A 19300-nucleotide genomic window follows, 5' to 3' on the forward strand; every position below is an offset into this window, starting at 1 on the left:
GGGGCTGGGGGGTGAGGTGAGGGAGATCACCCACTCCCCGCACCTTCGTGGTATCCTACAACCGAGCGTGCGCACACTGGTGAGTTGCAAAAGTAAAGTGCGCACGGGCTTGCAGGAGAGAGCCATGTCTAGTGCCCAACACGCCGTGATCCTGGTTGCCGGTGCTTCGACCCGCACACGCCCGTTGACCGATCAGCGCCCGAAGCCGCTGATTCCGTTGCTCGGTAAGCCGTTGCTGGCCCACATCCTCGATGAACTGGTTGGGCTGGTAGAGCGGGTGACGCTGGTGGTCGGCTATCGCGCCGATCAGATTGTCGCGACCTTTGGCGAAGCATACCGTGGTATGGAAATCCGTTATGTGTACCAGACGACCATCAACGGCACGGCGGGTGCGTTGCTGGCGGCAGCACCGATTGATGAGCCGTTTTTTCTGCTCTACGGCGATAATCTAATTGATCGCGCCGATGTGATCGGGGTTGCTCAGTTTCGCTACGCCCTGGCCGGTCTGCGCGTGCCTGATCCGCGCTCATTCGGTGTGCTCGATGTCCACAATGGCCTGGTGCAGCGGATCATCGAGAAGCCGTCTCAGCCCCCACCCGATGCCCTCGCCAATCCTGGTATCTACCATTTCGATGCCGAAGTCTTTCCGCTCCTGCACCGGATCACCCCTTCACCACGCGGTGAGCTTGAGTTGACCGATCTGATTGCGCTGCTGGCCGAACAGCATCCGGTCGCCTGCCACGTCTGCACCGGCCACTGGCTGCCGGTCGGCACCCCGTGGGAAGCGCTCCTGGCCGCACGTTTTCTACTGGCGCGTCAGGCATTCACACAACCCTTGCCACAGATTGCGCCAGATGCCCACATCGCTCCCCGGGCCGATCTGGAAGGGTCAGTCGTGGTGAGCGACGGAGCATCCATCGATCAGGGTGCTCGCATTGTTGGCCCGGCCTGGATCGGGCCAGGCGCAGTGATCGGGTCGGGCGCACTGATTGTTGCCTCGGTGATCGAAGCCGGCGCCACAATTGGGGCCGAAGCGATGATCGGTGGCTCGGTGATCGGCGCCCAGACGGCGGTCGGTGCCCAGGCGTCGATCAGCCACTCCTGGCTTGATGAACGGGTACAAATCGGGTATCAGGTTGTCTGCCAGGCCGCTGAATACCGCGATGCACCGGTCAACGCCGTTGTCAATGGCTTGTTGAGCGAGGCCGATCTGCTCACCCGTGGGGTGGTGGTTGCTGCCGGGGTCGCGATTGCTCCACAGCGTGTGCTTGCCGCAGGAAGCATTGTGCGTCTGTGATCGATAGCCACCCTCACACCGGTTGCCCAAAGACCTCGCTGATGATCTCCTCGATGGGTGGCTCGGCGATGTTGACATCGGCAACCGGTAGCGCGGTCAATAGTCGGGCGCCGATTCGCGTCGTTTCATTGCGCACAACCTTCAATTCGACCTCCAGCCCATCGCAGTGTTGCACCTCACCGTACTGCGCCAGCGTCTCAACTGGTACCGGTTCGTGTAAGACAAGATGAATGATCTTGTGCGGGGCAACCTGCTCGACCATACTCTGGAGATTGCCGTCGTAGAGCAGGCGTCCGTGATTGATCACAATCACCCGCTTGCAGAGCGCCGTCACATCGGCCATGTAATGGCTGGTGAGCAAAACCGTTGCGCCGTAACGCCGGTTATACTCGGCCACGAATTCGCGGACTCTGGCCTGCATCGTCACATCCAGCCCAATCGTCGGCTCATCGAGGAAGAGCACGTGCGGACGGTGTAACAGTGCCGCTGCCAGCTCGCACTTCATCCGCTCACCCAGGCTGAGCTTGCGCACCTGTTTGTTGAGCAGATCACCCAATTCGAGCAGCTCGATCAGCTCGTTGAGCATCTGCCGATACTCGTGCTCCGGTACCTCGAAGATGACCCGATTCACCTCGAAGGTCTCGATGGCCGGCAAGTCCCAGAGCAACTGTTGTTTCTGGCCCATCACCAACGTAATCTGCTTGAGGAACGCAGTCTGCCGGGCAAAGGGGGTGTATCCCAACACCCGGACTTCACCGGCAGTAGGGTGCAGCAAACCGGCGAGTACTTTGAGCGTGGTCGTCTTGCCGGCCCCATTGGGGCCGAGAAAACCCACCATCTCACCGGACTCAATCGTGAAATCAATACCGTCCACGGCCTTGACCGTCTCGTACTGACGGCGGACAAACGCCCGGATTGATCCCATCAAGCCGGCTTCTTTGCGATGCACCTGATAGTACTTGCGCAGACCGCGCACTTCAATTGACATTGGTTTCAACCACGTGTGACAGCGAGAAATTGTTCGGCGACCCGCATCCAGTCAAACTGAGCCACATAATCGCGCCCAAACGATCCGTAGCGCCGGCGCAACGACGCATCCCCAAGCAGGGTGGTCAGCGCGTCGGCCAGGGCCGCTACGTTGGCGGGCGGCACCAGCAAACCGGCCATCCCATTCGGCACGACTTCCGGGATCGCGGCTGCCGTGGTCGCCACAATCGGCAAACCGGCAGCCATCGCCTCCAGAAACACAATCCCAAAGCCTTCCTGGACACTCGGCAAACAGAAGAGATCGGCCCGGTAGTACCACGACCGCACCTCATCATCAGATGGTAACGCACCGGTAAGCTGACAAGACGCTCCCAGGCCAAGGGTATGAGCCAGAGTTTTCAGATTGGCGTGTTCCGGGCCATCACCAATAATAACCAGATGGGCGTCAGGCAGCCGCTGCCGCACCTGCGCAAATGCCTGGATCAGGTCGGCAATGTGCTTGCGGGGGTACTGCCGTGCCACACAGAGAATGGTCTGCCCACCATCACGCGCCACCGGCGCCGGCCATTGCGTCAAATCAATCCCCTCCGGCACCAGCCGAATCCGCTCCGGCGGCACACCGTAATGGCGGTGAATACTCTGCCGACAATAGTTGCTCGTGGTAATAATCAGTGGTGACTGACGGGCATTCATCCGTTCGAGGCGCGACAGCAACCAGAGCAAGCGGCGAACATTACCACGTTCGTGTTGCAGCTCTTCAGCGATCACACCCTTGATACTGCACACATAGGGGGTAGCAACGCGCCCGGCGACAAACACCCCATCAATATCCACCCCCACGATCAGATCGTAAGGCAGCGTGCGCAGCAGTGCCGGCACATACAGATTGAACAGCAAACGCCGCAGCGTCAGGTTCGCCGGCCAGGCTACCAGTGGCGCAATCCGGGCCACATGATGACCATGGGCACGCAGAGCGTGTCCCAGGCCACCAATCGCGGCGGCGGTACCACTACCTTCAGCTACGTGCTGAAGCCACGAATCGAGAAATGCGATGCGCATTGATAGTTCTCGCCCTTGCTTTCAGGGCAGGCAAGGATAGTCAGCGTGTTCCGCTTAGGAGTATATCACAGAACGCCTGTATCATCACGGCAATGCGTGTGTACAGCATCTCATGGCAATCACAGTATCTTCTCTACAATGATCGCAGACATCATCTGGCAGCGCCCGTCCTTTGTGCGCCGGGCAGCCAGCCATGTGCCTGATGCCCGCCCGTCAAACAGAGAGGACTGAAGGCGCGATGAACCATTCGTATCGTCGGTGTGGAGTGCGACAGCCACATGCCGCACCCAGCGCACTCCATACCCGACGCACATGGCACGTGTCGGCTTCCGCTAAAAACCGGTACTCCCTGACATCCACCACAGTGTCTTCGCTTTGGCTGGTCGCAGATACAATCTGGCAGCGCCCATCCTCTGTGCGCCGGGCAGCCAGGCATGTGCCTGATGCCCTGCCCGTCAAACAGAGAGGGTTTGATCGTGCGAACGCTAAGCAATTGCCAGCTCGCGCAATACCGCCAAGAACATCTCAACCTCTTCCGCAGTATTGTAATGGACGAGACCAACCCGTACCATCCCACCGAGTGGCTCAACACCCAACCGTTCACTCAAACTCAGCGCATAGTAGTTGCCGTCCCAGACAAAGATGCCACGTTGGGCTAGTGCGGTTGCCACCTCTCGCGGTGAGCGGTTGGCCAGGCGGAACGAGATGGTTGGGGTACGCTGACCGAACCGTTCTGGCTCGCGAATCCCGTAAAAGGTCAGACCGGGAATTGCAAGCACGCCTTCGATAAGCTGTTCGGCCAACGTGCGCTCATAGGCAACAATCCGGTTCATCGCCTGCACCAAAGCAGTTCGCCGGTCAGGCGCCGGTTGCCCCAGACTGACCAGATAGTTGACAGCAGCGGTCACCCCTGCCAGCCCCTCGTGATTTTGCGTGCCGGTCATCCAGCGTTCAGGAACGGTATCGGCTGCCGGACGAACTTTGTACGGTTGGAAGCGTTGCAGATGCTCGCGTTTACCGTAAATGACACCAACGTGAGGGCCGAAAAACTTGTAGACGCTACAGGCCAGAAAATCACAGTCAAGCGCTTTGACATCAATCGGACCGTGCGGCGCATAATGAACAGCGTCAACAAAGACCAGTGCCCCCACCCGGTGTGCCCATTCGACAATCCGGGGAATATTGTTGATGGTACCAACCGCATTTGAAGCATAACCCACCGCGACCAGCTTCGTGTGCGGGCCGATCAGCGCTGCCATATCGTCCATCGCCAGCGTACAATCTTCCGGGTCGATGTCCACTTCACGAATCACGATTCCTCGCTCACTCAGTGTTCGCCACGGAGCAACATTAGCATCGTGATCCAGGCGAGTAACTACGATCTCATCACCGGGTTGCAACTCTCGTCCAATCGCCCGACTCAGAGCAAAAGTCAGCGATGTCATATTTTGCCCGAAGAAGACCTCATCGGGATGGCACCCCAGTAAATCGGCCATTGCCGCGTGAGCTTCGGCAATCACGGCATCGGTGCGCTGACTGGTGATAAATGCACCGTGCGTATTGGCATTACTATGTGCCAGGTAAGCACTCATCGCATCGATAACCGTTTGCGGAACCTGTGTACCACCAGGACCATCGAAAAAGATAGCTGGCTGTCCGGCAACGGTTTGGCTCAGAGCAGGAAACAGTGGACGAATGGCCTGTGGGTCGAAGTTCATACATACCTCCATGCAATGCGGCTCGCACTGATCATATCAAATCTTGCGCGATACAGTGCATCCCTGCCCGCCACCGGATATGCGGTGAGCCGTGACGATCCGTCCCATTCTTGTAGGGGCGGGTTCACAACCTGCCCCTACTCATCCGCACAAACGACACCTGCCCCGACGGCACCCGCACCAACAGCACCCGCACCAACGGCACCCGCACCAACGGCACCCGCCCTTTCCACCACACACCAAACGTCACGCATGACACACCGGCCAACGATCACCCTGATACTGCACCACCACTGACGTGATTAATGGGGTACGGCATGCCCCGCTACCCGCCATAATTAGGATGACCCGCTCACCTCACCTCTCTGATCCGATCAAGCGCCAGGGCAATCCACGGATCGGCCTCGAAGCGAAAGCGAGTCCAATCGCTGGATGGTTGAATGTCTGGCTGTACACCCTTGCCTTCAAGATCACTACCATCGTTGAGGCGAAACACCTCTTGTGCAACCCACAGACGAGCACCACCGGTAATCTCGTAAGCGTAAATGGTTTCTGTATTACCGGCTGACGGCCGCCCGATAACTGTAGCCTGGGCCTCTTGCTGTAACACGGCTGCCAGTAGCTCGGCGTATGAGGCAGTGCCACGATCAACCAGGATCACCAGCGGCAAACCCCGCAGATCGGGATTGCGCGCCGTGACCATCAGCGGTGTAGCCCCTTTGCGGCTGATGAACGCACCTACCTCACCGGTGACAAAATGACCAAGCAGGCCATTAAGCACGTCGCGCCATCCGCCTGGATTGCTGCGCAGATCGAGGATCACCCCCCGCAGTGGTCGCTCAGCTATCAGTCGTTGCAGCGCTGTTGCTACCTGCTCGTGCATATCGTTGACCCACAGCGTACTGATGCCAACATAAGCCACATCGTCACTCAGACGGCGTATCAGTGGCTCGATACGGCCTTCCACCCGCTCTCGGATCAGTTCAAGCTCACGCGAAACACCTTCCGGCTGTACGATCAGCAACCGCACGCTACTGCCTAACGGACCCTCTATTGAACCCAGATTGAACGCAAGGCCATCAATCGCCACAATGCGATCACGTGGCTGCAAACCGGCCCGTGCAGCCGGACTGTCGGGAAAGACGTGCTGAATCAGCAAGCCGTCGCTTAGCGGAAGGATACTGACACCGATGCCAACCTGCTCTTCGCGTCCTCTGGTCAACTGATCTTCGGCGATCACTGCCTGTGGCGGCACAAAGCGTGAATGATCGTCGCGGAGTAGTCTAACCATGGCGCTAATGACGGCGAAGAAGGATGCATCGTCCTCGGCGGCCAACGCTCGTGCTCCATACTCTGCCCGCACACGTGCCCAATCCACACCGTTAAAGGTGGGATCAAGATAGTGTTCGTTGATCGTTGTCCAGACCTCAGTGAAGATTTGCTGCCGTAGCGTCGCGTCAAGCGGTGGTTGCGGTGTCGGTGTTATCAACGCTGTGGTCGGTGTTGATGGGATCGCAGGAGGAGTCGGTGCAGGTTCACGGACTTCTGTTGACGCAGGTGTGCATGCCCATAAAAGCGTACACAGGAACCATATCGACACCCAGCGCAAGCTCATACGTTCCAGCATGTATTCAAACCAGCAATTTACTTACTCTAATGCGAAAGCAGCCGCCAATACCTCGCCGGCCAGCCGGGCGGCTGCACCGCTACCTTCGCCACCCTGTTCAATGATGACCGCCACTGCGTAACGTGGTGTGTCGATTGGGCCGAGTGCGATAAACCAGGCGTGAGGTGTCGCACCGGGAAGATGCTCGGCAGTACCCGACTTTCCCCCTACCGGCCAGTTAACATATTGCGAGATGCTTCGTCCAAAACCGTATTGAGCTACCGCAGCCATATAGCTGCGCATACGATTGGCGGTTTGGTTTGACATAACACGACGCAGACTGTACGGATTGGCCTGCCAGATCGTACTCCCATCAGGGCGGGTTATCCGCTGCACAAGGTAAGGTTGCATCATGACCCCATCGTTACCGATGGTGGCTGCGACAAGTGCCATCTGCAATGGCGATACCAGTAGTTGACCCTGACCGTAGCCAGTGTCGGCTAATGCACGAGGCTGGTTCAAAAAATCGGCCTGCACAGATAGTAAAGACGGCTCTGAAGGGAGATCGCGCAGGGGACGAAAACCGGTCGGCAGGCGGTTTGGCGCGAAGATATTAAAGCGTTGTGCAATTTCGGTTAATCGTTCAGCACCGAGGCGCACGGCGTATTGAGCGAAGGCTGTATTACAGGAAAACGCATACGCACGTTCCAGAGTTGCTGGTTCACCAATTTGTGCGCCTAGATTGTCAACCGCGTTCACAATTGGTGGCGCATCAGGTTGCGGATAGAACTCATTAGGACAGGTAATCTGATCCGGTCGTCCTTGCAGCCAGTATTCCAGCACTGCCACTGCGGTTACCGTTTTGAAGGTCGATCCGGGTGGGTATAGGCCCTGAGTTGCCCGATTGAGTAACGGTTGACCGGCATCATCACGGTTAAGAAAAGCCCAGTAATCGCTCACCCGCTGGCGTTCTGCTGCCAGATCAGGTGCGGTTGGATTGACTACAAGCTGACCCGGATCAAAGCCGGGGCGACTGACCAGGGCCAGGATTGCACCGGTACGTGGATCGAGAACGACCACTGCGCCACGACGGTCGCCGAGTAGGGCAGCAACTCGCGCCTGAAGTTCAGCATCAAGCGTCAGCGTCAACGAATTGCCACGCTGTACTTCACCAGTCCATTCATTGAGCAGCGCCTGCCACTCGTTGCCGCGTTCACCCGACAGGTATTCATTATAGGTGGCTTCCAGTGCACTCTGGCCGTACCGTGGGCTAAAAAAGCCGAGAATATGACCGAACGCTGTCATATCGTATTGTCCTGCCAGCGGGTAGACCCGGCGAGCGATACCGTTGATCATTGCGCTCTCGGCCAATACACGTCCGCGTCGATCTACAATCGCACCACGCAATACTCGTTGCGTCATCAACACTGGACGCACATTACTGGTTGTGCTGCCGTCAACACCGGTAACAACGTAGTTGCTGATAGCTCCAGCCTGCACAAATTGTTGACGGAGTAGTTGCAGGCTAAGCATCAGAAAGCCGATAATAATCACAACCCCAACCCGCGAAACTGTACGGGCCAGATCGCTTGCCGGTGGTGTATCGTGCAACCAGCTCAATAGCACAATGCCGGCCAGTGGGCCTCCAATCCAGAGCAACAACAGCCAGCGTGACTCCTGTTCAACCGGCAACCAGATACCGTAGCCGAGCAAGACTAACGCAATGACCAGTACTGGCGCATACCAGAAACGGCGCCGTCTCATGCGATAACACTCCTCATCCACTGCTCAACTGCGCCTACAGCGAGCACACAGTGTTATGATACCGCACATTTAGGGTTCCAGGGGAAGTGTTACTCGCACAATCAATCCGCCTCGTTCACCTTCAAAGACAGCCAGTTGACCATCGAGTTCGGTAATCCGATAGCGGAGGGTGCGGAGTGCGTGGAAGTGAGGTCGCTCGTAGGTGCCATCCAGTAAACCCACACCGTCATCCTGGATTTGCAGCGTCGCTGCCCGTTCATCAACGTGCAACACAACCTGGCATGACGAGGCATGAGCATGGCGACGCACATTAGACAATGCTTCCTGAGCGGTGCGCAGCAGAACACTCTGCTGTACCGCAGTGAGGCGCTGGACTTCGCCTTCAATCTGACACTCAACCTGTAAGCCCCCCCGTTGGCGCTCACTATCGACCAACTGTTGAATCGCCAGTTGCAGGCCAGGCCGTAACGACACTGTTGACGTTGTACCAACCGGACTTCGGCTTCCCACACTACCTGCCGATGAATACCATTCCGGCGGACGCCGAATTGCATCATTGGCAGTCAGAGTGGTTTGGCGGACATCAACCATTCTGGTTGATGGACGGATTTGTGAGTCACTGTTATCTGGAGCGCGGTTAAGCGACTGTTGCCACCATTCTACCAGGCCAGCCCAGATCAATGCGAAGAGAAAAGGTGTCCCGATGTGCATCGGCAGCGACGATAGATTACCGTTAAGAAGGCCGCTGTTCAAGGCTAGCAAGGCACTGCATAATCCGGCACCGATCATGGCACCGCGCCATCCAAAGAGCAATCCCGGCGCGATCAGACTACCGAGTGCGTTCAAGCCGAAGGGAAGAAATGTATTGCCGCTCAGTACCAGCACCAGCCAGCCGAGCACGATATCCACTGCCAGCAGAGGGGGGCGGCGCTTCATCAGTTGCAAATATTGCTGGGCTTGCCTGGTAATGAACACAACGATCAAGAGTACCAGCAAGAGCAGACTGGCGTTCAAGGGCAACTGTTCGGCGGGGCGGTTGGGCAGAGTCAGCGCAATACCAGCGCTTAACCATGCCAGCCAGCGATACCCGACGAACAAATGAATGGGTTTCAAACGCTGCCGCCACGAATCTATAAAGTGTCGCACGCGCATTCTCCCGGCGGCGGCCGGAAGGAGGAGGTCGCCGCGATGTGCCTGCGGACAATCGGGTAAGACATGAGTAAGTGTAGCAGAAAGCAGACGGTGCGGCAAGACCTATCCTCACAATTTCGGCGCGTTTCGGTCAGGCCACTATCACCGGTCGTTGTCTGGTAGTATGAGTGATGGCAAATCTGGATAAAGGTTCTTACCTGAGAGCGTGCGCCACCGGTGCACCCCGCAATCTGGAGAAAGGTTCTCCCTCGCTGGTGGGTTAGGGCATGCACCATACTGGTGTTCGTTCACCGCCATCCCGGCTCCCTCACCTCACCCCCTTGCCCCCGCTCCTCTCTCACTACGGGAGAGGAGCGGGGGAGCGGAGATGAGCGTGCGCCATACTGGTGCTCGTTCACCGCCATCTCGTCCCCGCCTAACCTCCCCTCGTTGGGGGGAGGAACGGACAGAACATCAGCACGAACCCACCAGCTATGGCATCGGGACGCCCCGGCACCGCTCGCTGCGCTCCCCTCTCCCGCACTGCGGGAGAGGGGCCGGGGGTGAGGGCGTTCAGACCAATATGGTTCGGCGGCACCTCACTGCAACGACAGGAAGGCGACACTACCGATCAGTACGCTCCCGACAAGGCCATATTCCAGGATCAGCCGCCGATTGAGTTGACCGATACAGGCATGGCTGAGAATCCCAATCACCACATACAACACCGCCAGGAGAACCACGCCGGCCAGTAAGAAGGTCGTTTGCCAGTAGTTCAGTGCCCACATCAATTCGGCAATCCCAAAACCGGCAATCAAGGCAATACCTGTCGATACCGGACGACGCTGAAGGTTGAGCAGTGCATAGATAAGTGCTCCCGCCACCAGGGCAACCATTGTTGCCGAGTAGAGTGTGCGGTAGCGAGTGTAGTAAATAGCGCTAAAAATACTGAACGCAATGATGTAACCGATAACCTGGAGCACAATTTGTGCTGGCATGTGTATCTCAGCCTGGCGATGAAAATTGAAATACTGGGCTATCAGAATGACAACGAGTGCACCGGAGGATACAAGCAGTGTCACTAAAAAGACAGTACTTCCCAACACCGGATTGAAGAGCTTTAAGAAAGCATATGCGGCAATAATGTTCAATCCAGGTAATACCCATAAAGCTGGGGTTACATTGCGTAGCGGCCCCACCGATCGCAAAATCCAGGCATGTGGGTGAGGATGAGAGCGACAGATCCACTCGGTTGCTGCCGCTGCTAAAGCAACCAGTGTCCCGATAATCACCCACGACAAACTGATTTCCGGGACATCGCCGCCGAATACAAAACGAGCATTTGCCGGACTGCTATCCATTAAAAAGACAACGGCAAGGCCGATGGCGTTCACAAATGCCATCGTCACGATCTGTTCGTAGCGCGGTTGTGGTATTTGCACATGGTCCCCCTTTGCAAGTGGAAACTGTTTCATTTGAAACAAGATTGACATACAACCAAAAGCTATGATATAGTTAAAACAAATAGGGAATTATACGGCAGTCACCTGTTATCATCTACTCATAAGTTTACACCCTTGCGTCTCCAGCGCACTAGTGAGGAGAAAGCCATGAGCGTCTCCACCGAGCCTACCGGATGGCACCAGAACAGTGAGATGACGCCTGAGCTTGAGGCTTACACCTTGCTGCGTCAGGTTCACTCGATGCTTGAGATGTATAATCGCTACGATCTGCGCGGTGAGGATCTGACCGTTCCTCAATTCATGATCCTGAATTATGCCTCACGTAGTGGCGTGCCGTTGAGCGAAATCAGTGCCCGCATGATGTGTGATAATTCAAATCTGACCGGTATCGTTGACCGTTTGATTGCTAAAGGGTACGTCGAGCGTCGCCCTGATCCCAACGACCGCCGGGTAAGTTTGATTTGTCTCACCGATGCCGGTGCTGAGAAGTTGCGTAACTTGCGCCCTCGTCATCACGAACGGTTGCGTAAACGGATGCGATCACTGTCTGAACACGAAGTGAAGCAGTTGCGAGCATTGTTACAGTCTCTGTATAGCGGTCTGATCACCTCATCTGAAGATGAGCGTGATTGATAGAGTTGTTCATGTTACCCCACCCCCAAATAATCACGGCCGGGCTGGTATCCCATCTCCCCAAGCCAACCAGCAATCAGATCACGTGCGCCGTGGTTGGTTACATAGACCAGTACGAATGGACGCGGTTGCCGTTCTAGCCAGGCCGGTGCATGTACCGGTGCTCCCCAGATAGTCTGACCAATCTTTGCCGGGTCAATGTCGATCCAGGCAATCGGGGGAAATCCCTGTTCGATCAGGCGGCGGGCACGCTGCCGGGTGACCCGCCCTGCTCCCCAGTATACCAGTGGTCGCCCACTGTGTAGACGGGGATCGCGAGCCAGATACACAGCTCGCAGAGCGTCAAAAGATTCCCGTGCATACCGCGGGTCTATTCGGGTTGCCCGTGTCGGATGTTCACGCCAGGCCAGCAGGTTGTCCGGTAGTTTTTGCATCTGCACACCAGCAGCATGCATCCGCAGCCACAATTCGTAGTCTTCCGGCCATGACTGATCGGTATAGCCCCCTAGCTCCTGAACGACTGCCCGTCGAAACATTACCGATGGATGGACGAATGGAGCCTCAACGTAGATTTCGGCTGCTATGTGCTCCTGGGTTACGACGCGGTTCTGCCAGCGCAGATATTCTCGCAAACCGGCACGCACTTCACGTGCCGGAAAGGCGACCACCCGACTGGCTACGAGCGCCAAAGCGGGATGTTCCTGTAGTGCGTGATATTGACGGGCGAGTCTATCGGGATGCATGACATCATCGGCATCCATCCGGGCAATAATCGGGGCCTGAGCTAACGTCAACCCAAGATTGAGGGCAGCAGGCAGGCCAATTCTGCCAGCGTTAATCGGTACAATGCGCGCATCGCGTGCTGCTGCCGCCGCAATGATTGCCGGCGACTCGTCGCTCGAACCGTCATCAATTGCCAGTACTTCGTAGTCGGTGAAGACCTGCCGGGCCAGTGATTGCAGGCAGGCCGGCAGAGTTGCGGCTGCATTGTGAATTGGCAGCAGCACCGAGATCAGCGGTTTGCTCATTGCGATGGCATACGTCCGTCATTGTCGGTATCGGTGTCTGATGAGATACTATCGTGATCCATCATACCATGGCAGGCGTGCTGGTAGAACAATCTGCACCGGGTGGGTGAGAGTACCATACCGCTGGAAGGTAGGGGCGACGTATGCGTCGCCCCTACGATTTCTGTCATGCCAGTAGGACGATGCAGGCGTCGACCGAGGCGTATGGGCACGGCATGCCGTGCCCATACCCTGAACGAGGCACATCGTTGCGCAAGATTTGGTATAACGGGTTCGGAGACGAACAGCATATGCAAGGGTATGCGGGAGGTAGGGCCTGGCGATGCCCTGAATGCCATCACCCTGCCCCCTCTTCCGGGCTACGAGATGCCAGAAGGCTATTTTTGCATCCTGATGCGGTAGAAAATGCATCAACCCACACGCTCTGTCCGCCCTTGAACCCTTGTGGGCGAGGTGTGCAAGAGCAGGTAGTCGTGTTCACCACACCCTTATCCTGCCTGAGCTGCGCTGCCGTCGCCCTGCACGCTCTCTAACAACAACTCGGCGACGTCGCGGCGCTGGAGCGTTTCGGCGCGTCCGGTATTTTTGGCAGCGTCTTCAAACATCACCATACAAAACGGACATGCCACGGCCAGCGTCTGTGGTTGCGCCGCAGTGAGTTGTTCGAGCCGGATGACATTGACATTCCGTTCGCCCCACTTTTCGAGCCAGACATTTCCGCCGCCACCGCCGCAGCACATCGCCCGTTCGCGGTTGCGCTCCGGCGCTTCCACCAGCTCAAGGCCAGGAATGCTTGCCAGCAGGCTGCGGGGATCATCGTAGATGTCGTTGTAGCGCCCGATATAGCACGGATCGTGGTAAGCCACCCGCTCGCGAATCGGGGTTTGCGGCTTGAGCCGCCCTTCACGCACCAGGCGGGCCAGAAACTCGGTGTGATGGACAACCTCGTAGTCAACGCCGGCCCGACCGCCAAACTGCGGATATTCATTCTTGATACTGTTGAAGCAGTGGGCACAGGTGGTGACGACGGTGCGGAACTTGTACTGATGCATGGTTTCAATTGCCTGCTGGGCCTGGGATTGGAAGAGCAGCTCTTCACCCATGCGACGGGCCGGATCGCCGGTACAGCACTCCTCTTCACCGAGGATGGCAAAATCGACGCTGGTGCGCTGCAAGAGCTGCACCATAGCGCGGGCAACTTTGCGCGAACGCTCGTCGTAGCTCGGCGCACAACCGACCCAGTAGAGTACCTCAACCTGCTCTTTTTCGGCCAAAACCGGCACCTCAAGCCCTTCTGTCCATGCGGTGCGTTCCCGGGCCGGCAATCGCCAGGGATTGCTCTGCCGTTCGATCCCCTCCAGCACTCGCTTCACCCCTTGCGGGACTTCGCTGGCGATCATCGTCAAATGACGGCGCATGTCCACAATATCGTCAACGTGCTCGATCATCGCCGGACATTCGTGGACGCAGGCATTGCAGGTTGTACATGCCCACAACTCTTCGGCCTCGATGATCGTGCCTACCAGGGCCAGGGTCTCGGCGGTCGTTCCATTCTCGCTCAACTCGGCCAGGGTGCGCACGGTGCCATCTTTGAAGTGGATCGGTTCACCACGCTGCAGGTCGGCCATTTTCGTAATCAAATACTTCGGCGAAAGCAGAGCGCCACTGGCATGAGCGGGGCACACACTCTGACAGCGCCCGCACCGCATACAGGCATCGAGGTCCATGCGGCGCTTCCAGGTCAAATCGGCCAGGGTTGTCACGCCGAGGCGTGGTTCATCCTTCTCGATCTCAGCTTCGAGATTGGGAACCGGATCGAGGGCACCCTTGGGCTGGAGATCGCGAAACAGGGTGTTGAGAGGGGTATACAGAATGTGACGAAACTTGCTGAACGGTAGCGAGGCCATAAACAAGCCGGTTGCCGCAGCATGGGTATACCAGAGGATCGGATGAATCGCCAGTGCCACCGGACTACCATCGCCTAACCCAATCGCTCGGAAGAGGGTCGCGAGGGCAAACCCGACATACGCTATCCTGGCCCAATCCTGTTCGTACACCGACACTCCACCGATAGTCTGGTTCGCAATCCGCAATCCTTCAATCAGAAAGCCACCGATGCCGAGGAAGAGCATTACACCGAGCACCCAGGCGTCGGTACGCCGGTTGTCAAGCCGGTCGGGCCGGGTGCGGTAACGGCGCCAGGTTGCCCACAACAAACCGGCGACAAAAGCCAACCCCAGCGTGTCGAGGATAAACTCGTAGCTCTTGTAGAAATCGCCGACCAGAATTTTTCCGGCTTGTTCACCCATCAGTGGAATGGTGAAATCCTCTTCAACGGCAATAATATCGGTACCGATGAACAGAGCCAGAAAACCGAAGAAGATCAGGGCATGCATCACGCCAGCCCGCCGGTCGCGCAATACCTTTTTCTGGCCCAGACTTTGACGAGTGAACTCAAGCAGGCGTGCCAGTGGGTTACCAATGCGGTTTGCAGGTTTTCCGCGTCGCCAGCGAGCAATATCGCGCAAAATCCCCCAGGCCATGACCACAGTTGTGACCAGTGCGGTGAGATAGAGAAAGGTTGCGCCGACTGTGTGGTCAATGTTCCAATAGATTTCGCGGATGGCGATAATCTGTTCTTGCTCCATTGCTTTTCTCCGCACAAACACCGTTCCTCGGAACGCTGCTGATCATAGCATTCGTGCTGCATAGCGTCAATGCGACAGGATTGACGGGATTGCGGGGGGATTGGGTAAGCTGGCAACCTCAGTGCAAGACTCGTCAGTCGATAAGCAATATTAATATTGGGTTAGGCGAAGACAACCTCTGCTTATTTCATAAAAGCGGTACTGTCGTGCTCCTAGGCGGTCGCACGGGCGCATGCACGCTTGCCAATCGCCAACGACAGCATATCCTGCTTCGATTCTGCCGGTATGGCAGCGAGGAGGACTGACGACCATCTTTGGTGCCATCACGCGCTGGATTGGTTGTCTTGCCTGCTCGTCATCCGCATGTTGTACGGTGTGGAGTGCGGCAGCCATGCTGCCGCATCAGCCGTGCTCACAATCTGACGTGTGTCATGCTGTCGGCCCTGCCACTCACGGCGATGCGGTGTGTGCCCGTCACGATCACAGAGTCTGTCAGTAATGGTAGTGTGAAACCGTCTTGCATATCTGCCAACACAGTTACCTCAAGTTGCTATCTATGCTATGAGCAGACTGCGGAAGCTGGCTGCCAGGAAGAACAGTACAACGTTGCACGCAACACCGTGTGGCATAATCGCATGCACGATGTGGGGAGCAGCCAGTTCCCACGGACGCGCTACGTCACGCCTCACGATAGCAACCCGGCTCATACCCATCCTCCGTGTTTCTGTGGTGACAGAGGGAGCAACTTGGGTTAAAAGTTATGAGCCGTTTACCCGCTTTTTGTCAGGAGCATGGTATAGTTGAGGATAGAGAACAGCGAAGGCGCTGTTCACGATGAGGCAGCAGGGAGGTGCCTGTATGTTTGTTGGCGAGCGAATGTCGCATCCCCCAATTACTGTAACTCCAGAAACATCGATTCACGATGCCATGCATCTCATGCGTACCGAACACATCCGGCGGGCACCGGTCGTCTCGCATGGTCGTCTGGTTGGTATCGTCTCGCTGAAAGACCTGATCAACGCTTCACCGTCGCCGGCCACCACATTGAGTGTGTGGGAATTGAATTATCTGCTCAGCAAGCTGACCGTCGAGCGGGTGATGACGCGCGAGGTCTATACTGTGACTGTTGACACCCCCATCGAAGAGGCTGCCCGGATTATGGCCGACCACCGTGTCGGTGGGTTGCCGGTGATGAAAGGGAACGAGCTGGTTGGGATTATTACCGAGACTGACCTGTTCAAAATCTTTCTTGAGTTGATGGGAGCGCGCAACGCCGGTGTCCGGGCTACCGTGTCTATGGTAGACGAACCAGGGGGTCTCGCCAAACTGACCGCGGCAATTGCGAATAGTGGTGGCAATATCATCGCGCTCGGTACTTTCGCCGGTGAAACTGCCACAATGTCAGAGGTAACATTCAAGGTTAGCGGGATGACGCTCGATCAGGTGCGTGAGGTGATTACACCGGTGGTAGCCAAAGTGATTGATGTGAGGGAGAGTCATCCGTAAGTCCTGAGAGAGCGAACCAGACTCTATGGCGTTTTACCGTCGGTTGTGTTGCCCTGGGAGGGTGAGTATGAGGTCCCAGCTCTAGCGACAGAGTATACACATTCATCACGGGTGCGTAGCGCCTAACACTGCGCACCCGTTTTCTTTTTTACCATCCACCGGCCAGGCATCTATCTCACCAGTTTGCTCTATTATCAGGTCGTGTATATCACGAACGTATTGCTTACCCGGTCATATACGATGGCCTTGTATTGTTGATTGACTCTGGCTTTACCTTGCAGACGACAACCAGTATGCGCAGCATAGTACGATACCAACATATGACCAGGGAGGTATCGCAATGTCGCAAAATACACCCGAACCGACACCACAGTTTCCGCATGACGATCCATATTACTACGGCTGGCGTCTTGTTCGTCGTCCTACACCCGACGATCCAGACAACTTCGACCAGGTGCCGCTCACCCTTGAAGATGTCCTTCACCCGGAAATAGGCGATTTTGTTGTCAATACTGCAATGCATTTTACTGACAGGAGCTATCTCACTCAGGTGTTACGGGCACGGCTTGAAACAACCGGACAGGCTATTGTGTTTAGTAGTATGCGGGTGGTATGGGATGTCCCTGGTCTGCAACCGCATAGTCCAGACGTGATGGTTATTCCCGGCATCGCCAAACGCTACGAAGACTTGAGCGCATTCGATGTTGCGAAGGAAGGGCACCGTCCAGCATTAATTATTGAGATCACCTCACCCCATACGCGCGAGATCGAGCTTGTGCGAAAAGTTGAGCATTATGCATGGGCTGGAGTGCAACAATACGTTATCGTGGACTCAGTATCACAGAACGAGCCACGACAGCTCCGCCTGCTCGACTACCGGTTGGTAGACAATCAATACCAGTTGCAGCCACCGGATAACCTGGGGCGCGTCTACCTGGAAATTGCACACCTCTGGCTGGGTGTGAAGGACGGTCGTGTCGTCTGCTACGACGATGTCAAAGGCGCACTCCCTGATTTCACCACGTTGGTGCAACAGCTCAAAGAGGCTCAAGCACGGCTCCAGACTGAAGAATAGGCACGCCGCGACGCCGAGGCACGTGCTGCTATCGAAGCGCGTATTCGCGAGCTTGAGGAAGAATTGCCTTGCTTGCGGCGGGAGCAGTATCCCGAATGAGCAATACGACAGACGTTCTCGATCAGAGACATCTGTCGTATTGCGCCCTCGCGATCATCACCCCATCTCCCACTCGCGACGACCCAGGCTGCTCATGCGTCCCCAGAACACGGCCAGGGCGGCAATGGCAAACGGCATCATTTCTACGGTAGACATCAGTGCAATGTCTTCGGCAATCGTGGTCTCTTCATCGAGAAAGCGGAGTACACGCTGGATTGGATTGTGGCGGAAGAGGTTGGCAAAGAAGCAATGACCAGGTGTACGACCCGCATCGAGCACGTTCAACAGGATGCTGTCCATCAGAGCGTGGCGATTGAACAAAGGCTGGCGGTAGAAGGGGTGACCCTCTTTCGTCAAACTGGCCACGATTTGCCGCGTCTGGCGTTGAATACGCTGGAAGGTGTAACCCGTGGATGGTTTGCTCATCCCACCTGCCGTGCCAATATTGAGCACGTGGGGGCTAGGGCGAAGCGGCAGTGGTACGTCACTCATCGGGATGACACCATATTCAACATGGGTGATCTCGTAGCGGTCGATCCCCAGTTGTTCAGCAATATAGCGCTGTAACCCGATTTCATACTCGGTCTGACTGACCAGTTGCGGCGAGAAGATCGTGTATTCCACCAGAGCTGTACAGGTGTCGAATGGCAAGACATAGCCAAAACGCACATCACCGGCCTGGGGAATCCGAAAATCCATAAAGGTTGCCGCCTCGGCATCAAATACCGGTTGTGGTGTCTTGATAACCCAGCCCTTGAAGTGTTGCAGCCAGGTGTGGTAGCCCGGTGGTGTTGGTACCGGTCGATACACGCTATTAAAGGCATAACGCGCCGTATATTGCCTGCCACCAACAAGAGCAGCCACGCCATCCGGCAACTCAACTAGACGATCCACACTGCCCTGAAGGCGGGTAATATTTGGGCGCTGTGCCAGCCACTGATCAACAAACTGGTAAAAATCGATGCCCTGAATCAACTTATAGCGGTACGGCGCAATTGCCATACGCGCCGACCAATGTTTGTCGTAGAGCCAGAGGTGTTCCCAGCGTCGTGAGACCACGGCTTCAAATGGGCCATCGCCCACTTCCCAGAAGCACCATGTGCGGTCATTTTGACGAGTGTGATTGGGATCGATAATAAGGATCGTTTGATCGGCTAACGCACTCTGCCCAAGGTGATAGGCCAGGCTGAGACCGGCGGCCCCTGCGCCGACAATGATATAGTCGTAGTCCATAGGCTGTCTTCTCCCACGGCCATTTGGCCTGCTCTTTTTGCATTATAACCCGG

The 19300-nt window shown here is 56.5% G+C and carries 15 protein-coding genes; 4 read left to right on the forward strand and 11 right to left on the reverse strand.

All coding sequences use genetic code 11. The annotated features are described in order from the left end of the window. Window positions 1-124: 124 nt before the first annotated feature. On the forward strand, window positions 125-1297 hold the full coding sequence (locus tag VAE57_RS08835) for a sugar phosphate nucleotidyltransferase (protein ID WP_322821520.1): 1173 nt from the start codon (window positions 125-127) through the stop codon (window positions 1295-1297). Window positions 1298-1310: 13 nt separating this feature from the next. Here VAE57_RS08835 and VAE57_RS08840 read toward each other — a convergent pair whose 3' ends face one another. The 7 genes from VAE57_RS08840 to VAE57_RS08870 all read right to left on the reverse strand — a co-directional run bounded on the left by VAE57_RS08840 (window position 1311) and on the right by VAE57_RS08870 (window position 11004). Next, entirely contained in the window at window positions 1311-2285 is a 975-nt protein-coding gene (locus tag VAE57_RS08840) for an ATP-binding cassette domain-containing protein (RefSeq protein ID WP_322821521.1), read from the reverse strand. Window positions 2286-2290: 5 nt separating this feature from the next. Then, window positions 2291-3343, reverse strand: a complete 1053-nt coding sequence (locus VAE57_RS08845) for a glycosyltransferase family 4 protein (protein WP_322821522.1) — start codon at window positions 3341-3343, stop codon at window positions 2291-2293. Between the two features lie 485 nt (window positions 3344-3828). Further along, window positions 3829-5061: a cysteine desulfurase-like protein gene (locus VAE57_RS08850; protein ID WP_322821523.1), complete on the reverse strand. Its 1233-nt coding sequence runs from the start codon at window positions 5059-5061 to the stop codon at window positions 3829-3831. 352 nt (window positions 5062-5413) lie between these two features. Beyond that, window positions 5414-6550, reverse strand: a complete 1137-nt coding sequence (locus VAE57_RS08855; RefSeq protein WP_322821524.1) for a S41 family peptidase — start codon at window positions 6548-6550, stop codon at window positions 5414-5416. Window positions 6551-6709: 159 nt separating this feature from the next. Continuing rightward, window positions 6710-8431, reverse strand: coding sequence for a penicillin-binding protein 2 (locus VAE57_RS08860; RefSeq protein WP_322821525.1), 1722 nt, complete (start codon window positions 8429-8431; stop codon window positions 6710-6712). A 69-nt stretch (window positions 8432-8500) separates the two neighbouring features. Beyond that, on the reverse strand, window positions 8501-9577 hold the full coding sequence (locus VAE57_RS08865) for an ATP-binding protein (RefSeq protein ID WP_322821526.1): 1077 nt from the start codon (window positions 9575-9577) through the stop codon (window positions 8501-8503). Between the two features lie 584 nt (window positions 9578-10161). Next, window positions 10162-11004 carry a hypothetical protein gene (locus VAE57_RS08870; protein WP_322821527.1) on the reverse strand — a complete coding sequence of 281 codons (843 nt, stop codon included), beginning with the start codon at window positions 11002-11004 and terminating at the stop codon, window positions 10162-10164. Window positions 11005-11172: 168 nt separating this feature from the next. Between VAE57_RS08870 and VAE57_RS08875 the strand changes: the two genes are divergently transcribed. Next, window positions 11173-11658 carry a MarR family transcriptional regulator gene (locus VAE57_RS08875; protein WP_322821528.1) on the forward strand — a complete coding sequence of 162 codons (486 nt, stop codon included), beginning with the start codon at window positions 11173-11175 and terminating at the stop codon, window positions 11656-11658. Window positions 11659-11672: 14 nt separating this feature from the next. On the opposite strand, the gene VAE57_RS08880 is transcribed toward VAE57_RS08875, so the two are convergent. From VAE57_RS08880 to VAE57_RS08890, 3 genes are all read right to left on the reverse strand, one after another. Further along, window positions 11673-12686, reverse strand: a complete 1014-nt coding sequence (locus tag VAE57_RS08880; RefSeq protein ID WP_322821529.1) for a glycosyltransferase family 2 protein — start codon at window positions 12684-12686, stop codon at window positions 11673-11675. Window positions 12687-13174: 488 nt separating this feature from the next. Next, window positions 13175-15334, reverse strand: coding sequence for a heterodisulfide reductase-related iron-sulfur binding cluster (locus VAE57_RS08885; protein ID WP_322821530.1), 2160 nt, complete (start codon window positions 15332-15334; stop codon window positions 13175-13177). Window positions 15335-15888: 554 nt separating this feature from the next. Further along, entirely contained in the window at window positions 15889-16041 is a 153-nt protein-coding gene (locus VAE57_RS08890) for a hypothetical protein (protein ID WP_322821610.1), read from the reverse strand. 151 nt (window positions 16042-16192) lie between these two features. Between VAE57_RS08890 and VAE57_RS08895 the strand changes: the two genes are divergently transcribed. Both VAE57_RS08895 and VAE57_RS08900 read left to right on the forward strand, forming a co-directional pair. Then, a complete protein-coding gene (locus VAE57_RS08895; RefSeq protein ID WP_322821531.1) occupies window positions 16193-16840 on the forward strand; it encodes a CBS and ACT domain-containing protein in 648 nt (215 codons plus the stop codon). A 340-nt stretch (window positions 16841-17180) separates the two neighbouring features. Further along, on the forward strand, window positions 17181-17915 hold the full coding sequence (locus tag VAE57_RS08900; protein WP_322821532.1) for a Uma2 family endonuclease: 735 nt from the start codon (window positions 17181-17183) through the stop codon (window positions 17913-17915). Window positions 17916-18071: 156 nt separating this feature from the next. Here VAE57_RS08900 and VAE57_RS08905 read toward each other — a convergent pair whose 3' ends face one another. After that, window positions 18072-19247 carry a lycopene cyclase family protein gene (locus VAE57_RS08905; protein WP_322821533.1) on the reverse strand — a complete coding sequence of 392 codons (1176 nt, stop codon included), beginning with the start codon at window positions 19245-19247 and terminating at the stop codon, window positions 18072-18074. Between the last annotated feature and the right edge of the window lie 53 nt (window positions 19248-19300).

It is taken from the genome of Chloroflexus sp. (assembly GCF_034434295.1).
In the GTDB taxonomy this organism is placed as follows: domain Bacteria; phylum Chloroflexota; class Chloroflexia; order Chloroflexales; family Chloroflexaceae; genus Chloroflexus.